At 43.9% G+C, this 14,862-nt stretch carries 20 protein-coding genes; 8 read left to right on the top strand and 12 right to left on the bottom strand.

The annotated features are described in order from the left end of the window. Positions 1-8 precede the first annotated feature (8 nt). On the bottom strand, positions 9-953 hold the full coding sequence (locus tag LDK34_RS00275; protein WP_178943351.1) for a linear amide C-N hydrolase: 945 nt from the start codon (positions 951-953) through the stop codon (positions 9-11). 66 nt (positions 954-1,019) lie between these two features. Beyond that, positions 1,020-1,826: a MerR family transcriptional regulator gene (locus tag LDK34_RS00270; protein WP_178943350.1), complete on the bottom strand. Its 807-nt coding sequence runs from the start codon at positions 1,824-1,826 to the stop codon at positions 1,020-1,022. A 103-nt stretch (positions 1,827-1,929) separates the two neighbouring features. On the opposite strand from LDK34_RS00270, the gene LDK34_RS00265 reads away from it, so the two are divergent. Together LDK34_RS00265 and LDK34_RS00260 are read left to right on the top strand one after the other, a co-directional pair. After that, on the top strand, positions 1,930-2,886 hold the full coding sequence (locus tag LDK34_RS00265) for a zinc-binding dehydrogenase (protein WP_178943349.1): 957 nt from the start codon (positions 1,930-1,932) through the stop codon (positions 2,884-2,886). Between the two features lie 12 nt (positions 2,887-2,898). Beyond that, a complete protein-coding gene (locus tag LDK34_RS00260; protein WP_178943348.1) occupies positions 2,899-3,243 on the top strand; it encodes an MmcQ/YjbR family DNA-binding protein in 345 nt (114 codons plus the stop codon). Positions 3,244-3,393: 150 nt separating this feature from the next. On the opposite strand, the gene LDK34_RS00255 is transcribed toward LDK34_RS00260, so the two are convergent. Beyond that, positions 3,394-4,887, bottom strand: coding sequence for an amino acid permease (locus LDK34_RS00255; RefSeq protein WP_178943347.1), 1,494 nt, complete (start codon positions 4,885-4,887; stop codon positions 3,394-3,396). 241 nt (positions 4,888-5,128) lie between these two features. Here LDK34_RS00255 and LDK34_RS00250 point away from each other — a divergent pair, with 241 nt between their 5' ends. After that, positions 5,129-5,863: a class I SAM-dependent methyltransferase gene (locus LDK34_RS00250; protein WP_178943346.1), complete on the top strand. Its 735-nt coding sequence runs from the start codon at positions 5,129-5,131 to the stop codon at positions 5,861-5,863. 330 nt (positions 5,864-6,193) lie between these two features. Here the strand turns inward: LDK34_RS00250 and LDK34_RS12660 are convergent, their stop codons facing one another. From LDK34_RS12660 to LDK34_RS00240, 3 genes are all read right to left on the bottom strand, one after another. Beyond that, positions 6,194-6,436: a putative holin-like toxin gene (locus LDK34_RS12660; RefSeq protein ID WP_225439191.1), complete on the bottom strand. Its 243-nt coding sequence runs from the start codon at positions 6,434-6,436 to the stop codon at positions 6,194-6,196. A gap of 310 nt (positions 6,437-6,746) precedes the next feature. Beyond that, positions 6,747-7,511: an ABC transporter permease gene (locus LDK34_RS00245; RefSeq protein ID WP_161002762.1), complete on the bottom strand. Its 765-nt coding sequence runs from the start codon at positions 7,509-7,511 to the stop codon at positions 6,747-6,749. Beyond that, positions 7,492-8,253, bottom strand: coding sequence for an ABC transporter ATP-binding protein (locus tag LDK34_RS00240; protein ID WP_178943344.1), 762 nt, complete (start codon positions 8,251-8,253; stop codon positions 7,492-7,494). Before LDK34_RS00240 ends, LDK34_RS00245 begins: the two co-directional genes overlap by 20 nt. A gap of 116 nt (positions 8,254-8,369) precedes the next feature. On the opposite strand from LDK34_RS00240, the gene LDK34_RS00235 reads away from it, so the two are divergent. Genes LDK34_RS00235 through LDK34_RS00225 form a run of 3 tightly spaced genes read left to right on the top strand, consistent with a single transcriptional unit; the run spans position 8,370 to position 10,028 of the window. Next, the gene (locus LDK34_RS00235; RefSeq protein WP_178943343.1) at positions 8,370-9,059 is read left to right on the top strand and encodes an ArsR/SmtB family transcription factor; all 690 of its coding nucleotides are present in this window, start codon (positions 8,370-8,372) and stop codon (positions 9,057-9,059) included. A gap of 59 nt (positions 9,060-9,118) precedes the next feature. Continuing rightward, positions 9,119-9,652, top strand: coding sequence for a GNAT family N-acetyltransferase (locus tag LDK34_RS00230; RefSeq protein ID WP_178943342.1), 534 nt, complete (start codon positions 9,119-9,121; stop codon positions 9,650-9,652). A gap of 13 nt (positions 9,653-9,665) precedes the next feature. Continuing rightward, entirely contained in the window at positions 9,666-10,028 is a 363-nt protein-coding gene (locus LDK34_RS00225; RefSeq protein ID WP_236941148.1) for an iron-sulfur cluster biosynthesis family protein, read from the top strand. 36 nt (positions 10,029-10,064) lie between these two features. On the opposite strand, the gene LDK34_RS00220 is transcribed toward LDK34_RS00225, so the two are convergent. Beyond that, the gene (locus tag LDK34_RS00220) at positions 10,065-10,379 is read right to left on the bottom strand and encodes a hypothetical protein (RefSeq protein WP_178943339.1); all 315 of its coding nucleotides are present in this window, start codon (positions 10,377-10,379) and stop codon (positions 10,065-10,067) included. Positions 10,380-10,407: 28 nt separating this feature from the next. Next, on the bottom strand, positions 10,408-10,776 hold the full coding sequence (locus tag LDK34_RS00215) for a MerR family transcriptional regulator (protein WP_178943338.1): 369 nt from the start codon (positions 10,774-10,776) through the stop codon (positions 10,408-10,410). A gap of 131 nt (positions 10,777-10,907) precedes the next feature. On the opposite strand from LDK34_RS00215, the gene LDK34_RS00210 reads away from it, so the two are divergent. Further along, positions 10,908-11,291, top strand: coding sequence for a carboxymuconolactone decarboxylase family protein (locus LDK34_RS00210; protein ID WP_178943337.1), 384 nt, complete (start codon positions 10,908-10,910; stop codon positions 11,289-11,291). Positions 11,292-11,380: 89 nt separating this feature from the next. On the opposite strand, the gene LDK34_RS00205 is transcribed toward LDK34_RS00210, so the two are convergent. From LDK34_RS00205 to LDK34_RS00190, 4 genes are all read right to left on the bottom strand, one after another. Beyond that, positions 11,381-11,632: a hypothetical protein gene (locus LDK34_RS00205; protein ID WP_017262540.1), complete on the bottom strand. Its 252-nt coding sequence runs from the start codon at positions 11,630-11,632 to the stop codon at positions 11,381-11,383. A gap of 169 nt (positions 11,633-11,801) precedes the next feature. After that, positions 11,802-11,987: a small multidrug resistance protein gene (locus LDK34_RS00200; RefSeq protein WP_161002770.1), complete on the bottom strand. Its 186-nt coding sequence runs from the start codon at positions 11,985-11,987 to the stop codon at positions 11,802-11,804. Between the two features lie 138 nt (positions 11,988-12,125). After that, on the bottom strand, positions 12,126-12,470 hold the full coding sequence (locus LDK34_RS00195) for a type II toxin-antitoxin system PemK/MazF family toxin (protein ID WP_236941147.1): 345 nt from the start codon (positions 12,468-12,470) through the stop codon (positions 12,126-12,128). Then, on the bottom strand, positions 12,470-12,751 hold the full coding sequence (locus LDK34_RS00190; protein ID WP_178943336.1) for an AbrB/MazE/SpoVT family DNA-binding domain-containing protein: 282 nt from the start codon (positions 12,749-12,751) through the stop codon (positions 12,470-12,472). The genes LDK34_RS00195 and LDK34_RS00190 overlap by 1 nt, the downstream gene beginning before the upstream one ends. A gap of 270 nt (positions 12,752-13,021) precedes the next feature. Between LDK34_RS00190 and LDK34_RS00185 the strand changes: the two genes are divergently transcribed. Next, on the top strand, positions 13,022-14,713 hold the full coding sequence (locus LDK34_RS00185) for a hypothetical protein (RefSeq protein ID WP_178943335.1): 1,692 nt from the start codon (positions 13,022-13,024) through the stop codon (positions 14,711-14,713). The last annotated feature ends 149 nt before the right edge of the window (positions 14,714-14,862 follow it).

The following is a 14,862-nucleotide window of genomic DNA, read 5'->3' as shown; positions in this document are numbered from 1 at the left end:
ACAAATAACTACGTAAACGGATAAGCAACCACTTGCTGGGGGCTATCCGTTTTTATGTCGTCTAAACGTAGATGATGAATTTCACCGGTCCGCACGGATTTAAACGTCATGGTGCGTTCGGTTAAATCCAGTATGTTCTCATAATGTGTGTAGTCCATGTTGCTGCGCCGCAAGCGCTCGGGTGTCCGGGGGATGACAACGTCGTCAAGCAGTGTGAGTAGTTGCTGTTCAGCGGCAAGAGACGTTTGCGGCGCATCTTGCCGCCATAAATTGATGACGGTGCGCTGGAAACGGTCCGTCGGCAAATTTGTGTGGCGCAATTCACCATCGAAAGAGCGACAGGCCTGTTTGAAGGTATCAACCGAGGATTTGGGATCAATGCCAAGGGTTTTGGCCAAACGGACAATGTGCGCCGGATAGTTTGGCGTGTTTGTCAGCACATGCAGTGGTGCTTCAGTCAGCGTTAGCCCGTGGCCCCGCGGCTCCAAAATAGCCGTATTGCCCGCAACATCAGTCAGTAGCCAATGAAATGGTCGCCAATTATTCTCGCTATACCACTTTTGTGCGACGATGTTGATATTTGGCAAGTCCAAACGCAATTCGGCAATTGAATGATGCGTTAGCGCCCAGTAAATGAAGTCCTGTGGCGTGATGTTCAGTTTGCCATCGACCATTGATGAAGCATAGTGAGCTTCAACCGGAAAGTAAAGTTCAGCGCAGGCAAGGCCAGCTTCGTTCATGCCATCACCCATTAAATAATGATTTCCCGGCGTCCAGCGACCGCCGCCAAGAACCGCCATTGGCAGTGGTTTACCAGGATTATCAGTAGATGGTTGCCACAAAAATCCAGCAGGTAGGCAAATTGGCCGCCATGGCGTGGTGGTCGGTAGATCCATGGTTCGCGCGAAAAAAGCGTGGTCATTTACGGATTGAATAGTAATTGCGGTGCACATGAGAAAACCTCCTAAATGCGAGTGTCTATGTTCCACGTGTAACTTTCTTGGTCAGTGTGTCCAGCGTCAATCAAGCAGCCGATATTCTAGCAACATGTATGACGATCCTGCTTTACTAGATAACTGTTCATCGAGATTTAATTGCCACAGTGTCTGGTCGATTTTGAGATCGTGGAGTTGAATGAAGTCATGCAAGATACTCAGTGAGTGACAAACGTCTGCTGTTGTATTGAATGTTTTGACGGAGACGTATTCGCCAGCTGGTCGGTTAACTGTTGCGACATTGTTGGGAACGGCGGGGCTGACGGCTTTGATAATACAGAAAGAGGCCGTTTTATAGTCGTCAGCAATGCACCCAGGTAACGTTGTCATGAAGCCTGATTCGCGTTTGTCGATTAGTTTTAGCGTCCCGATTTTCTGGTAGAAGTCTTGATACAATTGACTGATTTCCTCGTCGGTACAGGTCACGGATTGAATTGAGCGCCAGTATTCCTGGTTAGAGTGGTCAACGATCACAGGTTTATTGAGATTGGTAGTCTGACTGGCAGGCACTGGCGAAAAACGCTGATTTAGCGTTTGTTTAAGTGTATTCAAACGTTGAATTTTAGCGTCAATAGTTTGATTTAACGATTGTAGCTGATTATCTAGGGTCGGTGTTTGGTCAGCGTTAAGCAAGTTCTTGATTTGTAGAACAGATAACCCTAGCTTTCGCAGTTCCAGAATGAAGGTCAAATCATATAATTGATCATAACTGTAATAGCGATATCCATTTTCTGCGACCTTGGCGGGTTTAAACAAATCTTGTTCGTCGTAAAATAGTAATGTGCGTCTTGTTGTATCTGCGAGCTCCGCAAATTTTCGAATTGTTAACATTCTTGCCTCGTATTTCTTGACCTGTACGTTACGTAACAGTTTACACTGATTATAGTTTGAATAATGACAAAACGAAACAGGTTAATCCTAGGAGGAACAGAATATGAAAGCAGTTGTGATTAGCGAACCAGGTCATGCGGATGTGCTAAAAATCGTTGACTGGCCAATGCCTGTTGCGGACGCAGAGCACTCAGTCCTTAAGATTCACGCATTTGGTGTGCATCGCTATGAGGTGTTGACGCGTGAAGGGGGTTCGCCTAGCGTTAAATTTCCACGTGTCATCGGTGTTGAGGCCGTGGGTGAAGTTGCAGAGACAAAGCCTGGTTCAGGTCTCACAGTCGGTCAGAAAGTTATCACGTTGAATGGTGGTTTTGGTCGTGAATTCGATGGTAGTGAGCAAGAATATGCCTTGGTTCCGAACAAACAGCTGTACACCGTTGATTTTGATGGTTCATGGGTTGATTTGGCTCAGTATCCTGAAGCCTTTGTGACGGCGTTTGGTTCTATTAAATCGTTGCACTTGAGTGCTGGTGACACGATGCTTGTTCGTGGTGGTACGACGGCGGTCGGGTTAGCGATGATCAAGCTGGCAAAGGCAATGGGACTGAACGTGGCTGCCACAACACGGAAACCGGAACGGTTGGCAGACGTTACTGCAAGTGGCGCCGATGAAGCCGTGTTGGACAAGGACGGTGAGTTGCAAACGGACAAGCAGTTTGACGGCATTGTTGATTTAGTCGGGACCGTAACGATGCGCGATTCAGTCAAACACGTGAAGAGCCAAGGAATTTGTTGTGTGATTGGTTTGCTGGCTGGTGAATGGGAAATGAAAGACTTTTCGCCGTTTGAAATGGTGGATAAATATCTAACGGCCTACGATTCAAATGACTTTGATCAAGCGATGATCGATGAGCTATTTGGCCTGATCCGGGAGCATCACATCAGTATTCCAATTTCGAAGGTGTTTACACTGGATGATATTGCGGCTGCTCAGGATTATGTGATGGCCAATTCCAAGATGGGTGAGGTCATTGTGACAACGGATGAACTAGCTAAGTGAGGGCTGGATTTCATGACTGAAAAAGAACTTATTCAGATTGTCATAGACGAAACTGGTGGTTTTCTCGACCATCCCTTTAACGGTGGTAGCAGTCATGAAAAAATCAATTGGCACATCATTCGCCATCATCGAAACCGGAAAATCCTCGCGATGGTATTCATCAAGGATGATAGACTGCTGATTAATCTAAAACTCAGTCCTGAACACGGTGAATTCGCACGCAAACTTAGGGGTGTCGAACCTGGCTACCATATGAATAAAACGCACTGGAACACCATTGATGTTAATCACTGTGATGTTCAACCGCAGGAGTTGATTGGGATGATCAGGGAAAGCAGCGCACTGACAGAGAAGTGAGTGTACTCTCAATTTCAAAACGGCTTTGTTTCGTCCCACGATTGATTCAATTGAAGATAATACTAAACAAAAATGCCATGCCTAATTCATTCAGGCATGGCATTTTTGGATTGCAAAGTTTAACGGGAAGTATCTGTGTTGCGGGGCGGGCTACTTATCCAATGGATCGATTGTGTGTTCACCACGGCCCTGAATTTGCGTGTACCTAGGCACCTCATCGTGATTGAGATGGCGGACGTGCCAAGGACGCTGTGTTTTAGCAGTTCGTCTGCGAGAGTAAAGCCACAAAGTTACACCAAGAATGAGCAGGAAGAAACCACTCATGACGAGCGTATAAGTGAGAGCCGGTAGTTGTGCGTTGGCTGTTGGGAAGAATGTTGATCCAAACACTAGTGCAGAAGTGATGAACCCAATTACGCCAATAAGCAAACAGACAAAACGGCCACCAGGGAGTTTGAAAGCTGCTTGACGGCTTTTGCCAGTGATGTTGAGAACGATAAAACCGGCAAATAGAAGTAGATACGTGACAAGATAGAGCATAACAGTTAGGGCCATCGCCATGGCAAACGCACCATTGTTGCCGCCGATAACAACCGTTAATACGAAAGCAATGATGGAAACGATGATTCCTTGCAGGAGAACAAGGTGTACGGGTACCTGATGTTTATTCACTTTGTTAAACGCCGTTGGTAAAATTTCGTCTTCGGCCGTAACTAGCAATGATCTAACGGGACCAACAATCCAAGAACTGATTTCACCCAGCATACCGATTGCCATGAGCAAGCCGATGACTTTTACCAGTGGCGCAAAGGTCGGTCCGAGGATAATAGCCACCATGCTGTTGATGGCCTGAATAACGCCTTGATTAAGTGAAAGGTCTTTCAAAGGCACGACGGCGGCTACAGATAGGCCACCAAACGAATCGATGATGATGGCAAAGGCGACCAGCGTCAGCATAATAATCGGGTAGTTACGCTGCGGTCGTTTGAGATTGTTAACGTAGGAAGCAGAGGCTTCAATACCGGTAAACGCAAGAATGTAAGGCACAATTAACGTTAATGGATGTCCACTTGTGAAGCTGTTAGTCGACAGGGTTGTTGCAAACTGAAGGGGATGCCCCGTGGCAACGTAGACGCCGCTGAAAACTAACAGGATTAACGCAGGCAAAATAATCCCAAGAATAAACGTCCATTTTACCAACCGATCGGTATCATTGATGCCCTTTAGCTGAATCACAGTCATGACCCAGTAAATCGTGAGAAAAGCGGCGAGCTTTAACCACGGATTGGTGTTAAGTGCCGGCAAGTTTAGCGCATAGGCCATTACCCCGATGATGAAGTAAATCATGGTGATAAAGTTAACGGTAATTTGCAACCACTGAAAGAAGACGGCCACAAAACCGGCTCGCTGCCCCAGCGTACCTTTGACCCAGGTATAGACGCCACCGTCACTCCATCCGGGCATCGTCGTCATTTGGGCAGAGGCCAGTGCCACCGGCAAAAACCAGAAGATACCTGCGACAACTAATAACAGGGTTGCCATCAGTCCCGACTGAGCAAAGGCTGGATATTCGTCGGCGGACATAAGCATGGCAGCCGTTAGTGTGAAGAAACCAAAAGCACTTAGCGAAGCATTCTTTTTCATGAGGGAAACCTCTCACTATTCATAATTTAAAAATTATTGTTTACATTATTTTATCGATTTAAATTAGTGGCTGTCAAAATCCTAATCTACTCCAGACTGCTTTTCTACTGGCGCCGATCCATTTTTCTCAACTGATGTTAGATTTTGGATAAAAATGGGTGTGGTCTAAACTTCTCAAAGTAAACTATCAATGTTACACTGTAAAAATTGTTGCAAAAGAGGGACTCGAAAGGGAAAATACATGAATCAACCAACACATAAACGCATCACCCGAGGAATTGACGCACCGTTTGTGCCGATAATGTACTTAATCGCTGGTATCCTGATACTTATTAACTGGGCATTTTCACACAGTTATCCAACATCGTGGGTAACGTTAACATTAGGAATCATTATGCTGGCAGGTGGTCTAATCTTTTTCCACACTACTCTTCGTGGCAAATACATAATTTGGCAAAAAATCATGTCGAACATGTCAATTCCAAAGGATGCTCAAGTGCTCGATTTAGGTTGTGGTCATGGTGCGGTTCTAATTGCGTTTGCCCAGCGTCTTGGTGCGCACGGTCATGCGACTGGTTTGGATCTGTGGCGTCAACGTGATCAGTCCAACAATGGCAGTGAACAAACGCAAGCTAACTTGGTGGCATCAGGTGTCGCTGACCGAACATCGTTATTGACTGGTGATATGACGAAATTGCCAACGGGCGACAACGCTTATGATTTCGTTGTTTCTAGTTTCGCTTTGCATAACATTAAACCGGCTGCTCAACGCAAAATTGCTTTGAGTGAAGCAGTTAGAACGTTAAAACCAGGTGGTCGGCTCGTCATTGTTGATACGAATCATAACGACCGTGAATATAAAGCTGCGCTACAAGGGTTGGGACTTAAGGATATTGAGCTCAAGTCAGCTGGCTTTAATGGCTGGTGGAGTGGTCCGTGGATGTCTTCGTATGTAATTCAGGGGATTAAAAAGTAACAATATTTAAAAAGGTTAGCACTTCCGTGGACGGCGTTATGATCACGACAAGTGCTAACATTTTTAATGAGGTAAATTGTACCAATTCTGGAAAGAACTCTACTTTTTAAAATCATCCCTAAAATTATAGAGTTATTTTGGAGAGGGCCTCTACCGATTATTTACTGATTAAAAAAATTGCTTTTAACAGTACCTTTGATGATATAATGAACACGTAAAAAAGGATGTCACTGCGAATGACATCCCTACCGATCCGCAAAAGCGGTGGTGTGTTGCGACAACGAGTAATCGTCAGCTTCCAAAGTTGAGACGACTGCCCGTTTTTTTATGTTAACAGCAGGTCATAATGACCACTATTAACTGAACGACCAATGCCAAAAGTGCCACCACAAACATGGCGAACTCTAGCATCAGTTGCAGTGCATCCTTTACGGAGACACGAGGTAACCCCTTTCCATCAGATTCTGTGACAATACGGTAAAAGTTTCTTACCCCATTAGCACCATCTTCTTTCAGGTGTAAAATACACCAAGAGTCACCAAACGTGTCACTGACGCACAGAAAGCTGTGCATAACCCAAACAGACAGATGCAAAGGCAAAGTTCACCTTCACATCTGTCTGTTTACGTTATTGCTCGCTTTCTCCCGTGCTTCGTGAGCACTCTCAAAACCGTCTTCACTTCTCGGTAGATAAAATTATAGCAAAGCAAACGGCATGGAACCCTCAACTTTGATGAGGATTTCATGCCGTTTTAATAACAGCTACATGATGTTTTCGTGTGACTATAAATCCTTTAATATCAAGGCGTGTCACTGATTTTTTGTCAAAGATATTATCTAGGATTTTAAAGAGGCAGAGGTGTGAAAATACTTGAAATTACATTTAGTAAACCAATCGTCGATGCACGAGATAAATTGGCAATCCGGCAATGAGTATGACAACCACAACTAGCCAACCCAGATGAAACCAAATGCCAGTTGGATTGCCTAACATCAGACCACGGCAGACTTTAACGGCATGGTATAGGGGCGATAGCCAGCAGTATGGTTGAAGCCAACGTGGCATATTGGCGACGGGAAAGAATGTATCCGAAAACATGTACATTGGTTGAATGACCAGCATGGCATAGTAATTAAGATAGTCGCGATTAGGCACAAGCAACGTAAAGATCAGGCCCAGTAACCCGAATAAGAGACCATTCAGGAATAAAAGAAATGGGACAAAGATAACTAGCCAGCTATGGATAGCACCTAAAAATCCTGCAATAATCAAAAACAGCGTGCCGAAAATGGTAGCACGAATGCCAGCCCAAATTGCTTGACCGATGATGATGTCTTGTAGGTTAACCGGCGTCATGCTAACAGCGTAATAAGTTTTTTCAACCCGCATCTGAATAAACGCGTTTGTCGTTGCCTCATTGGTTGCTGCATTCATGCTGGTGGCAGCGACTAAGCCTGATGTTACAAACAGAAAGTAGGGCATGCCTTCAACGTTGCCAACAAAGTTTGCTAAGCCAATTCCCATTGCAATCAGATACAGAATTGGATCAAGCAAGTTTGGAAACACAGATACCTTGAAGAGTTTTCGAAAACTCATGTAATTGCGTTGAATGACATGTTTGATGGATCTAAGAGAGAGCTTGTACAATGTGATCATCCTCCTCATGAAAATCGGTAAGTGCCAGAAAGGCCTCTTCTAGTGACTGATAACCATACTTCGCCGGTAATGAATCTGGGGCACCAGAAGCGAGAATTTTACCGCGGTGAATAATTAATACTTGATCGGCCAACCGTTGAACTTCATCCATGTAGTGAGACGTGAGCAACAGTGAAACACCTTCGTTTTTTAATTGCTCCAATTTCTTCCAAATTACATGGCGTGACTGAATGTCTAGTCCGGTTGTTGGCTCATCAAGAATGATTACTTTGGGATGGTTGAGAAGAGCGCGTGCCAGCACCAAACGGCGCCGCATGCCACCAGACAAATCACTGATTTGTTTGTCATCGTAATTTGCTAAACCGGCAAACGTTAGCAGGTTCTGTGTTCGCTTTTTCAGCTCACGTTTGGGGATGTCATAGCACAGGCCGTGAGCAATCATGTTTTCGTAAACAGTAAGTGAACCATCCAATAAGTCCTCTTGGGATACAATGCCAAGCGCCCTTTTTGTGTTTGAGGGAGACTTTTTAACGTCGAAGCCATCCACGGTGATCCTGCCGTGAGTAATGGATGCTGCTGCGTAGATCATTTTCATGGTTGTTGTCTTGCCTGCACCATTTGTGCCTAATAAAGCAATGCAATGGTTGCGTTGCAACTGAAACGAAATGTCATTAACGGCTGTAAAGGAACCATATTTTTTTGATAAATGAGAAACTTCAAGAATGGGTTTCATGGTTATCAACCTCCGAATTAACTAAATTTGGTGAAAAATGTCGTTTCTCACTGAAATTTAATGTATCATGAGGTCAACTCGATGGTCTTCGAAATATGGAATTCGGCGGTGATAATATGAATGAAGCACCAGATGTAGCAGCAATCGTGGAAATTTTTAGTAACTCAGCACGGGTTAAAATGGTGGATATGTTAATGGATGGTCGAGCTCACACAGTCAATGAACTGGCCTTGGCTGCTAAGATCACGCCGCAAACAGCGACATATCATTTACAAAAAATGGTCGGCCTTAACTGGCTAAAACTAGAGAAGTACGGGCGTTTTCACTACTACACGTTGATTCGATCAGACGTCGCAACGCTGTTTGAAACGCTGAGTCCGGTTGCGCCTGAGAAGAAAGTCGCTTCTCTAAACAAGAGTTTGAAGTATAAAAAGTTATATTATTGTCGAACATGTTATGATCATGTGGCAGGTCGAATTGGCGTTGCCATTACTGATAAACTAATTGAAAATGGCGCCATCGCTTTGGAAAGTGCGAATTTTAACGTGACACAAAGTGGCCGAACATTCTTATCAAGCACTTTTAATTTGAACTTAGACGAGTTGATGAAGAAAAAACGTGCTTTTTGTAAACCTTGTCTGGATTGGAGCGAGCGTAAAGATCACGTTGGGGGCGCAGTTGGTCACGGCATTCTGACGTTTCTGTTGGACCATGAGTACTTGGTTCGTGGCAAAGATGCGCGAGCATTGGCGGTGACGGATTCTGGTCATGATTTTCTTGAACAGCGCCTTCAACTCAGCATTTAATGATCTGGCTCAGTCTAAGAAATTTTAAAAATCGTAAATTAACGAAGAGATGATCAGTAATGATGTTACGTGTGAAAAACCAACTTCAGCTCAGTTCTTTAGCGCAAAGTGAAGCGCCAGCATACTTTCAACTAATCACACGAAACCAGCAGTATCTTGGCAAGTGGTTACCTTGGGCGTTAAAGGTTACAACGTTAGCGGACCAAGAACGTATTACTCGTAATGCGTTCTTGGCCGACCGCCAGCAACCCAAGCAGTTTAGTATTTATTGGCAAGGCCGGTTGGTGGGCCGGATTAGTTTTGTTGAATTAGATATGGCCAATCGGACAGCTGAAATTGGGTACTGGCTGAGTGAGGATGCGCAAGGTCATGGCATCATGTGTGGCTGCGTTGACCGTCTTGTTCGTTATGGATTCGAAAAGTTGCATCTCAAAAGAATTGATTTGAAAATTGCGACGCATAATCAGTCAAGTTTAAAAGTGGCCGCTGCCTGTGGTTTTGAACGGCAAGGAATCTGGCCTAATGCTATTCATTTGGTAAGTGGTTCAGTAGATGCGATTCGTTGGTCGCGATTCAATGTTAATAATGATTAAAAAGGAGGGATAAATGATGGATCTTGTATTTTCGGATGAGGCGCAAACAAAACTCGCGTCAAAAATGACAGACGATGACGCGCTTTTGCTGGATTTGGATGATGGTATTGGTCCGTTGTCACCGTATTTGAAAGAAAATGGGTTAATGTATCAGTTGTTCATTTGCCCAAAGACGAAAGTGCCCAGTTCTTTTACTAAACATTTCCAAACGTCGTTGGGGCCGGTTTACTTTACCGATGTGACAGAAGTCTACTTAGACGAGCACATGAAAATCACGTACAAGCCTGTCCAAAATCGGTTTGAATTACAAAGTGATCAACAGATTATGGAATCAAGTTTGGATCTAGTTAATTTAAACGAACAAAAAAACTTCTAAGCTAGTCAATCAGGCTAGTTTAGAAGCTTTTTGTATTTAGCTTGCAATGATAAACAGGACAAGCAAGACGATTTCAACGGCGAGGCGAAGCAGATGATGTGACCAATGAATATCAGCACCAAACATTCGCTGTCCTGCCAGTAATGCACCGCTTGAAATCAATACCATGCCGATTACTAAAAATGGAATCGTTGCGTTAGTGGGAAAATCGCCCACTGCGGCCAACAGGAATAGTGAACCAATAACCGTTGTAATGGCGCCGGCCCAACCGCCTTTGCGGACATTGAACCAAGGCAAAATGAGATAAATCAGTGCATAGATGCCGATCAAACGGCGCATAAAAATGAGCATGTAATTTCCCAGAGTTTTTGTTTAATACCTAGTTTTGATTGAGCTGTTGTTTTCGTTGGTGGTAACTGTCGATTTTTTGATCTAGAAAATCGAGATGTTGCTGAATCAACTGTTGTTGGCCTTTCAAACGTAGTCGCTGCTTAGCTAAGAGATCCAGCCGTTCATCGATGGTGGCGTCACCAATATCACGCAACTGAGCGTAGGCTTGAATCTGTTTCATTGGCATGCCAGTGCTTTTAAGTCGTTTGATAAACGCAATCCATTGAATATCCGCGTCAGAGTATTCACGTTTGTTGGTGTGGGAGCGAGCAGGCGTGATGAGATCGAGCTTCTCGTAATAACGTAACGTGTCGGTCGGCATCCCGACTAGTTTTGAAAACTCACCAATACTGTACATATTTCCCCACCTAAGATAATTTTGGTCTAGAACAGTTGTCATCCTAGAGAAAGTGTAAAACTTTAGTTGACATGGAGTTAACTCCAGATAGTAGGCTTATCCCAATCTTAAGGGAAAGGGAGCTTATATTGATGCCAGAAAATGAAAATAGTCGTTTGAAACGTGGCCAAGCAAAATTGCAGGAGGTTGATGCAGAAGCGGCGACAAATGTCATGTTAGGATTGGCAGATGTGGCGCCAGATATTGCGACGTACATTGAAGAATTTGCGTTTGGTGACATTTATTCACGGTCAGGGCTTGATCTCAAGCAGCGTGAAATGATCACGGTCACGAGTTTATTGACGCAGGGAGACACGGCTGCACAATTAGAGGTTCACATTAATGGCTGCCTTAACGTTGGGCTGACTAAGCAGGAAGTTGTCGAAAGTTTCATTCAGTGCTTGCCATACGTTGGGTTTCCAAAGGTGTTAAATGCAGTCGCAGTAGCCAAACGAGTTTTTGCTTCACGTAAATAGTTAGTTTTGGGGCGGTCTAATAAACACAAAATAGCAGTTGTCAGTTTTTAGTTCTGGCAACTGCTATTTTCAACTGTTCAAACTGACGGCTATCCCTTCAATCCTCGTGATTGCCGATCCATATCCTCAACGACAATGTCGAAAATTTCACCTAGTGAGGCGCAGTACTTTAGAATGTCCCATGGTTCGTTGGTGTGAAAGTGAATTTTAATGAGGTTGCTATCGCCAACGGCAATCAAACTGTCACCTTTGAAATGAGCTTTAATGTAGGCGTCAATTTTATCCTCGTCAAGGTCGTGACCGTCAATTAAACATTGTGTGTCATAGCGAAATTCAATCATAAGTTAATTCTCCAATTTCAGTTTGATAATATCGAATGCCTTTATTGTACGTGGGCAGGACGATAAATGCATGAAATCTATCTTAACGAAAAACAACGTCACGGTTCCGACCAGCATAGAGACTGGCAGAGACCGTGGCGTTGTATTTGTAGTTTAAATCAGTTTTGTGTTAGAAACTGCGGCCGAGAAACGACAGTCCGCCGATGGCTAAGAAGATGAGCACTAACCAAATGGCGATGTGGGCGAAGAAAACAAATCCTGCGACCACGACCAGCGTACCCAAAATCCAGAAAACAGCCTTGCCGATGAACCGCCCAAAAATCAGTAAGATGGCCAGTCCAATTAATAGTCCCATTGAGGAACCCTCCTAAATTTTAAACGTGTCAATTAACGCATTTCGTTAACTGTGCCCAAATTCTAGCATTTCTACTGGCGGATACAAGTAGTTAAATCGTAAGGATTGGTAAAGCTGATTATGGTAGGAATAAAATCGCTAAAGAAAGTGCTGCTGTTTGAGAAATGTAGATAAGTTAACGACGTCTAGCAAGGTCAGTTCACCAATTGGACGATATGCAAAAACACGTTCACGCGTTAAAGCATAAGCCCGATGTGTATCAACATAGGATGGCTCATTTAGCCCTGCTAATTGCCATTGTTTGATTGGATAATACAACCGTTGTATAAAATCTGACTTATTAGAATGCTGGCTGGTGATTTTAAAAACAATCACTCGCTGAGCGGTTACCTCAATAACCAATGCTGGCCGAACTTTTGAAATATGACCTTCATCGAAAGGGACGTTTGCAATGTAGAGCTGCATTGGATGGATGTTAGTCATTATTTTTCACGCATCCATTCGTCAAAGTGTGGTGATTTGTGAGCATCATAATGACCCTCTTTATCAATATCAACATCCTCAATAGGAATATTTTTGATGAGGTCGTGCCACTCGAGAGGGGTCGGTCGGCTTTTCAAAACAATATTATTATTTTTGTCAATATCGACAGAAAGCTGATCCCCAACAGATAACCCGAGTTGTTTTCTGACTTCGGCAGGGATGACTACCTGGCCTTTGCTGGAGAGTCGCGTCGTAAGGGATTCAAAATTATTTTTGGTCATTGAACTGCCTCCGTTAATCATGTCTTACATCTTACGTCCTTACTATATTTTGTAAAACTCACCAAGTCAATTTATTTGATTACAGATAACATACGCAAGCACGATATGAAAAAATCGCGAGGATTAATAAAAGTAGTTATACTCTTGGTAAATTTTTCTGAGATTCTCTCATGTTTCTTTCAGGTTTAAGTACTTTTAAGCCTGGCGCGCTCAAATTAAGCTTAGATACAAGTCGCAGTTGGCAAATCAATTTAAAAAGAGATGAGCGAAATGATTAAAAAATCTGGGTGGCAGGTAACGTTGCTTGTTGAAGTGGGTTTTGTAATCTTAAGCATGATGTTGTTTGCGGCGTTGGTTCACGGAAACCAGGTGTTTGCGACAGGAGATTATCATTTTCATCAAAACCGAATTGAAAGTCTGTATGAAGCGTTAAAACATGGTGATTTGTTACCGCGCGTTGATACGTACTTTGCAGGCGGCTACGGGTATGCGGCGAGTCTGTTTTATCCGACTCTATTTTTGTATGTGCCAGCGCTGTTTAGATTGATCGGTTTTAGCTCCGCACAAGTTTACTTTGGAACATTGATTGGAATTTTGTGGGCAACATTTGCGACGACAGAGTTTGCTGGTCGTCAAATGGGTCTCTCGCGTGTGCGCAGCGTTATGTTTGCACTCCTATATGGCTTAAGCACCTATCATCTTCAAGATTTGTTTAGTCGGCAAGACATGGGTGAGGCAATGGCAATGGTTTTCTTCCCCTTGGTTTTGGCGAGCCTAGTTAAGCTGAATCACGGCGACAAACGGGCATGGTTGTGGCTTGCACTTAGCATGACGGCAGTGGGCTATTCACACATGCTATCACTCGAAATGATGGGGTTGTTCTGCGTTATTTACGCGTTCACTCACTGGCAGACGTTTGTGACCAAACGGACGCTCTTAGCTGTTGGCGCTGCTGCCATAACAGCGATTCTTTTATTGTCAGCCTATCTAGTTCCCGTTGGCGAACAGCTAATGTCGCAAACTTTTCAAGTGACGTCAACGCCGCTGGTTTACATTTCAAAAGAAGCAGTCTCTCCCATGAATCTGGTGATGAATTCGCTGACAAACCAGGTTTTTCACGCCAACACGGTCAATGTTGGACCAGTTATTTTTATCGGCAGCCTTGTTGGTTTAGGATTGGCGCTAAAGCAGCACCACAACCGTCGTTTGGCCGTTATTGCTGTGGCTATGTTGGTAATGACCACGAGTGTGTTCCCGTGGGCTTTATTAAATCACACAATGTTTAATACGTTACAATTTCCATGGCGGTTATTTTCGATTATTAGTTTATTAGTTAGTTACAATTTATCTGATTTGCAATATGGCCTGTCATTTAAGAGAGCCACCAATATTATTGTGCCAATGAGCATCAGCGTCCTTGTATTATTAGGACTGCAATTAGGCATGAAAACAGTAGCCGCATCTCCACAACGAGTTGAAGCGGAGAATAGTTTCAATAAGATCGATTCATATTACATTGGCGCTGGTCATGAATACCTGCCTAAGACGTTGTCATACAATAAAATTTTGTCTAACAAACACCGGACACTCGTTTACAATAACGAAGATGTGACCGTTACAGCGGCCAAAGCGTCTGATGGGCATGTTGAATTTCATTACGTTGTCCACGATTCTCAAAGACACGCCAAAATAAGCCTGCCATTGGTTTATTATAAAGGCATGCAGGCGGTGAATACGCTGGACCATCAGTTTGTGACCACTAAGGAAAGTGGTACGGGCATGACCGAGTTAAATGTCACGGGTTCTGGAAACGTGGCCGTTGGTTACGCTGGGACAGCATTGCAACGAATTAGTGTGCTCGTTTCAATGGCTACCGTATTTGCGATGAGCTTGAGTATTAGGCGGCGACAACGTTCGTTTGCCCATGCTCGTTTGCGAACGCGTCATGGTAATAGATTTTAATGATCGTGGGGATGAACATGGAAAACCAAGTATTAATCGTTGAAGACAGCGCTGTTTGTTTTAATCACTAAATTTGGTAGTCCAGTAGTTGCCACGATTGCAGCGATCCTGAGGGGACGTTAAACATTCTTGATGAGTTAGTTAGACAG

This window comes from Furfurilactobacillus milii (assembly GCF_021654115.1).
In the GTDB taxonomy this organism is placed as follows: domain Bacteria; phylum Bacillota; class Bacilli; order Lactobacillales; family Lactobacillaceae; genus Furfurilactobacillus; species Furfurilactobacillus milii.
This window is presented reverse-complemented; position numbering and strand designations above follow the sequence as displayed.

Excerpts from the sequence above, each read along its gene's own strand:
- LDK34_RS00275 (WP_178943351.1), bottom strand. The coding sequence starts at position 953 with ATGTGCACCGCAATTACTATTCAATCCGTAAATGACCACGCTTTTTTC.
- LDK34_RS00270 (WP_178943350.1), bottom strand. The coding sequence starts at position 1,826 with ATGTTAACAATTCGAAAATTTGCGGAGCTCGCAGATACAACAAGACGC.
- LDK34_RS00265 (WP_178943349.1), top strand. The coding sequence starts at position 1,930 with ATGAAAGCAGTTGTGATTAGCGAACCAGGTCATGCGGATGTGCTAAAA.
- LDK34_RS00260 (WP_178943348.1), top strand. The coding sequence starts at position 2,899 with ATGACTGAAAAAGAACTTATTCAGATTGTCATAGACGAAACTGGTGGT.
- LDK34_RS00255 (WP_178943347.1), bottom strand. The coding sequence starts at position 4,887 with ATGAAAAAGAATGCTTCGCTAAGTGCTTTTGGTTTCTTCACACTAACG.
- LDK34_RS00250 (WP_178943346.1), top strand. The coding sequence starts at position 5,129 with ATGAATCAACCAACACATAAACGCATCACCCGAGGAATTGACGCACCG.
- LDK34_RS12660 (WP_225439191.1), bottom strand. The coding sequence starts at position 6,436 with ATGCACAGCTTTCTGTGCGTCAGTGACACGTTTGGTGACTCTTGGTGT.
- LDK34_RS00240 (WP_178943344.1), bottom strand. The coding sequence starts at position 8,253 with ATGAAACCCATTCTTGAAGTTTCTCATTTATCAAAAAAATATGGTTCC.
- LDK34_RS00235 (WP_178943343.1), top strand. The coding sequence starts at position 8,370 with ATGAATGAAGCACCAGATGTAGCAGCAATCGTGGAAATTTTTAGTAAC.
- LDK34_RS00230 (WP_178943342.1), top strand. The coding sequence starts at position 9,119 with ATGATGTTACGTGTGAAAAACCAACTTCAGCTCAGTTCTTTAGCGCAA.
- LDK34_RS00225 (WP_236941148.1), top strand. The coding sequence starts at position 9,666 with ATGATGGATCTTGTATTTTCGGATGAGGCGCAAACAAAACTCGCGTCA.
- LDK34_RS00220 (WP_178943339.1), bottom strand. The coding sequence starts at position 10,379 with ATGCTCATTTTTATGCGCCGTTTGATCGGCATCTATGCACTGATTTAT.
- LDK34_RS00215 (WP_178943338.1), bottom strand. The coding sequence starts at position 10,776 with ATGTACAGTATTGGTGAGTTTTCAAAACTAGTCGGGATGCCGACCGAC.
- LDK34_RS00210 (WP_178943337.1), top strand. The coding sequence starts at position 10,908 with ATGCCAGAAAATGAAAATAGTCGTTTGAAACGTGGCCAAGCAAAATTG.
- LDK34_RS00205 (WP_017262540.1), bottom strand. The coding sequence starts at position 11,632 with ATGATTGAATTTCGCTATGACACACAATGTTTAATTGACGGTCACGAC.
- LDK34_RS00200 (WP_161002770.1), bottom strand. The coding sequence starts at position 11,987 with ATGGGACTATTAATTGGACTGGCCATCTTACTGATTTTTGGGCGGTTC.
- LDK34_RS00195 (WP_236941147.1), bottom strand. The coding sequence starts at position 12,470 with ATGACTAACATCCATCCAATGCAGCTCTACATTGCAAACGTCCCTTTC.
- LDK34_RS00190 (WP_178943336.1), bottom strand. The coding sequence starts at position 12,751 with ATGACCAAAAATAATTTTGAATCCCTTACGACGCGACTCTCCAGCAAA.
- LDK34_RS00185 (WP_178943335.1), top strand. The coding sequence starts at position 13,022 with ATGATTAAAAAATCTGGGTGGCAGGTAACGTTGCTTGTTGAAGTGGGT.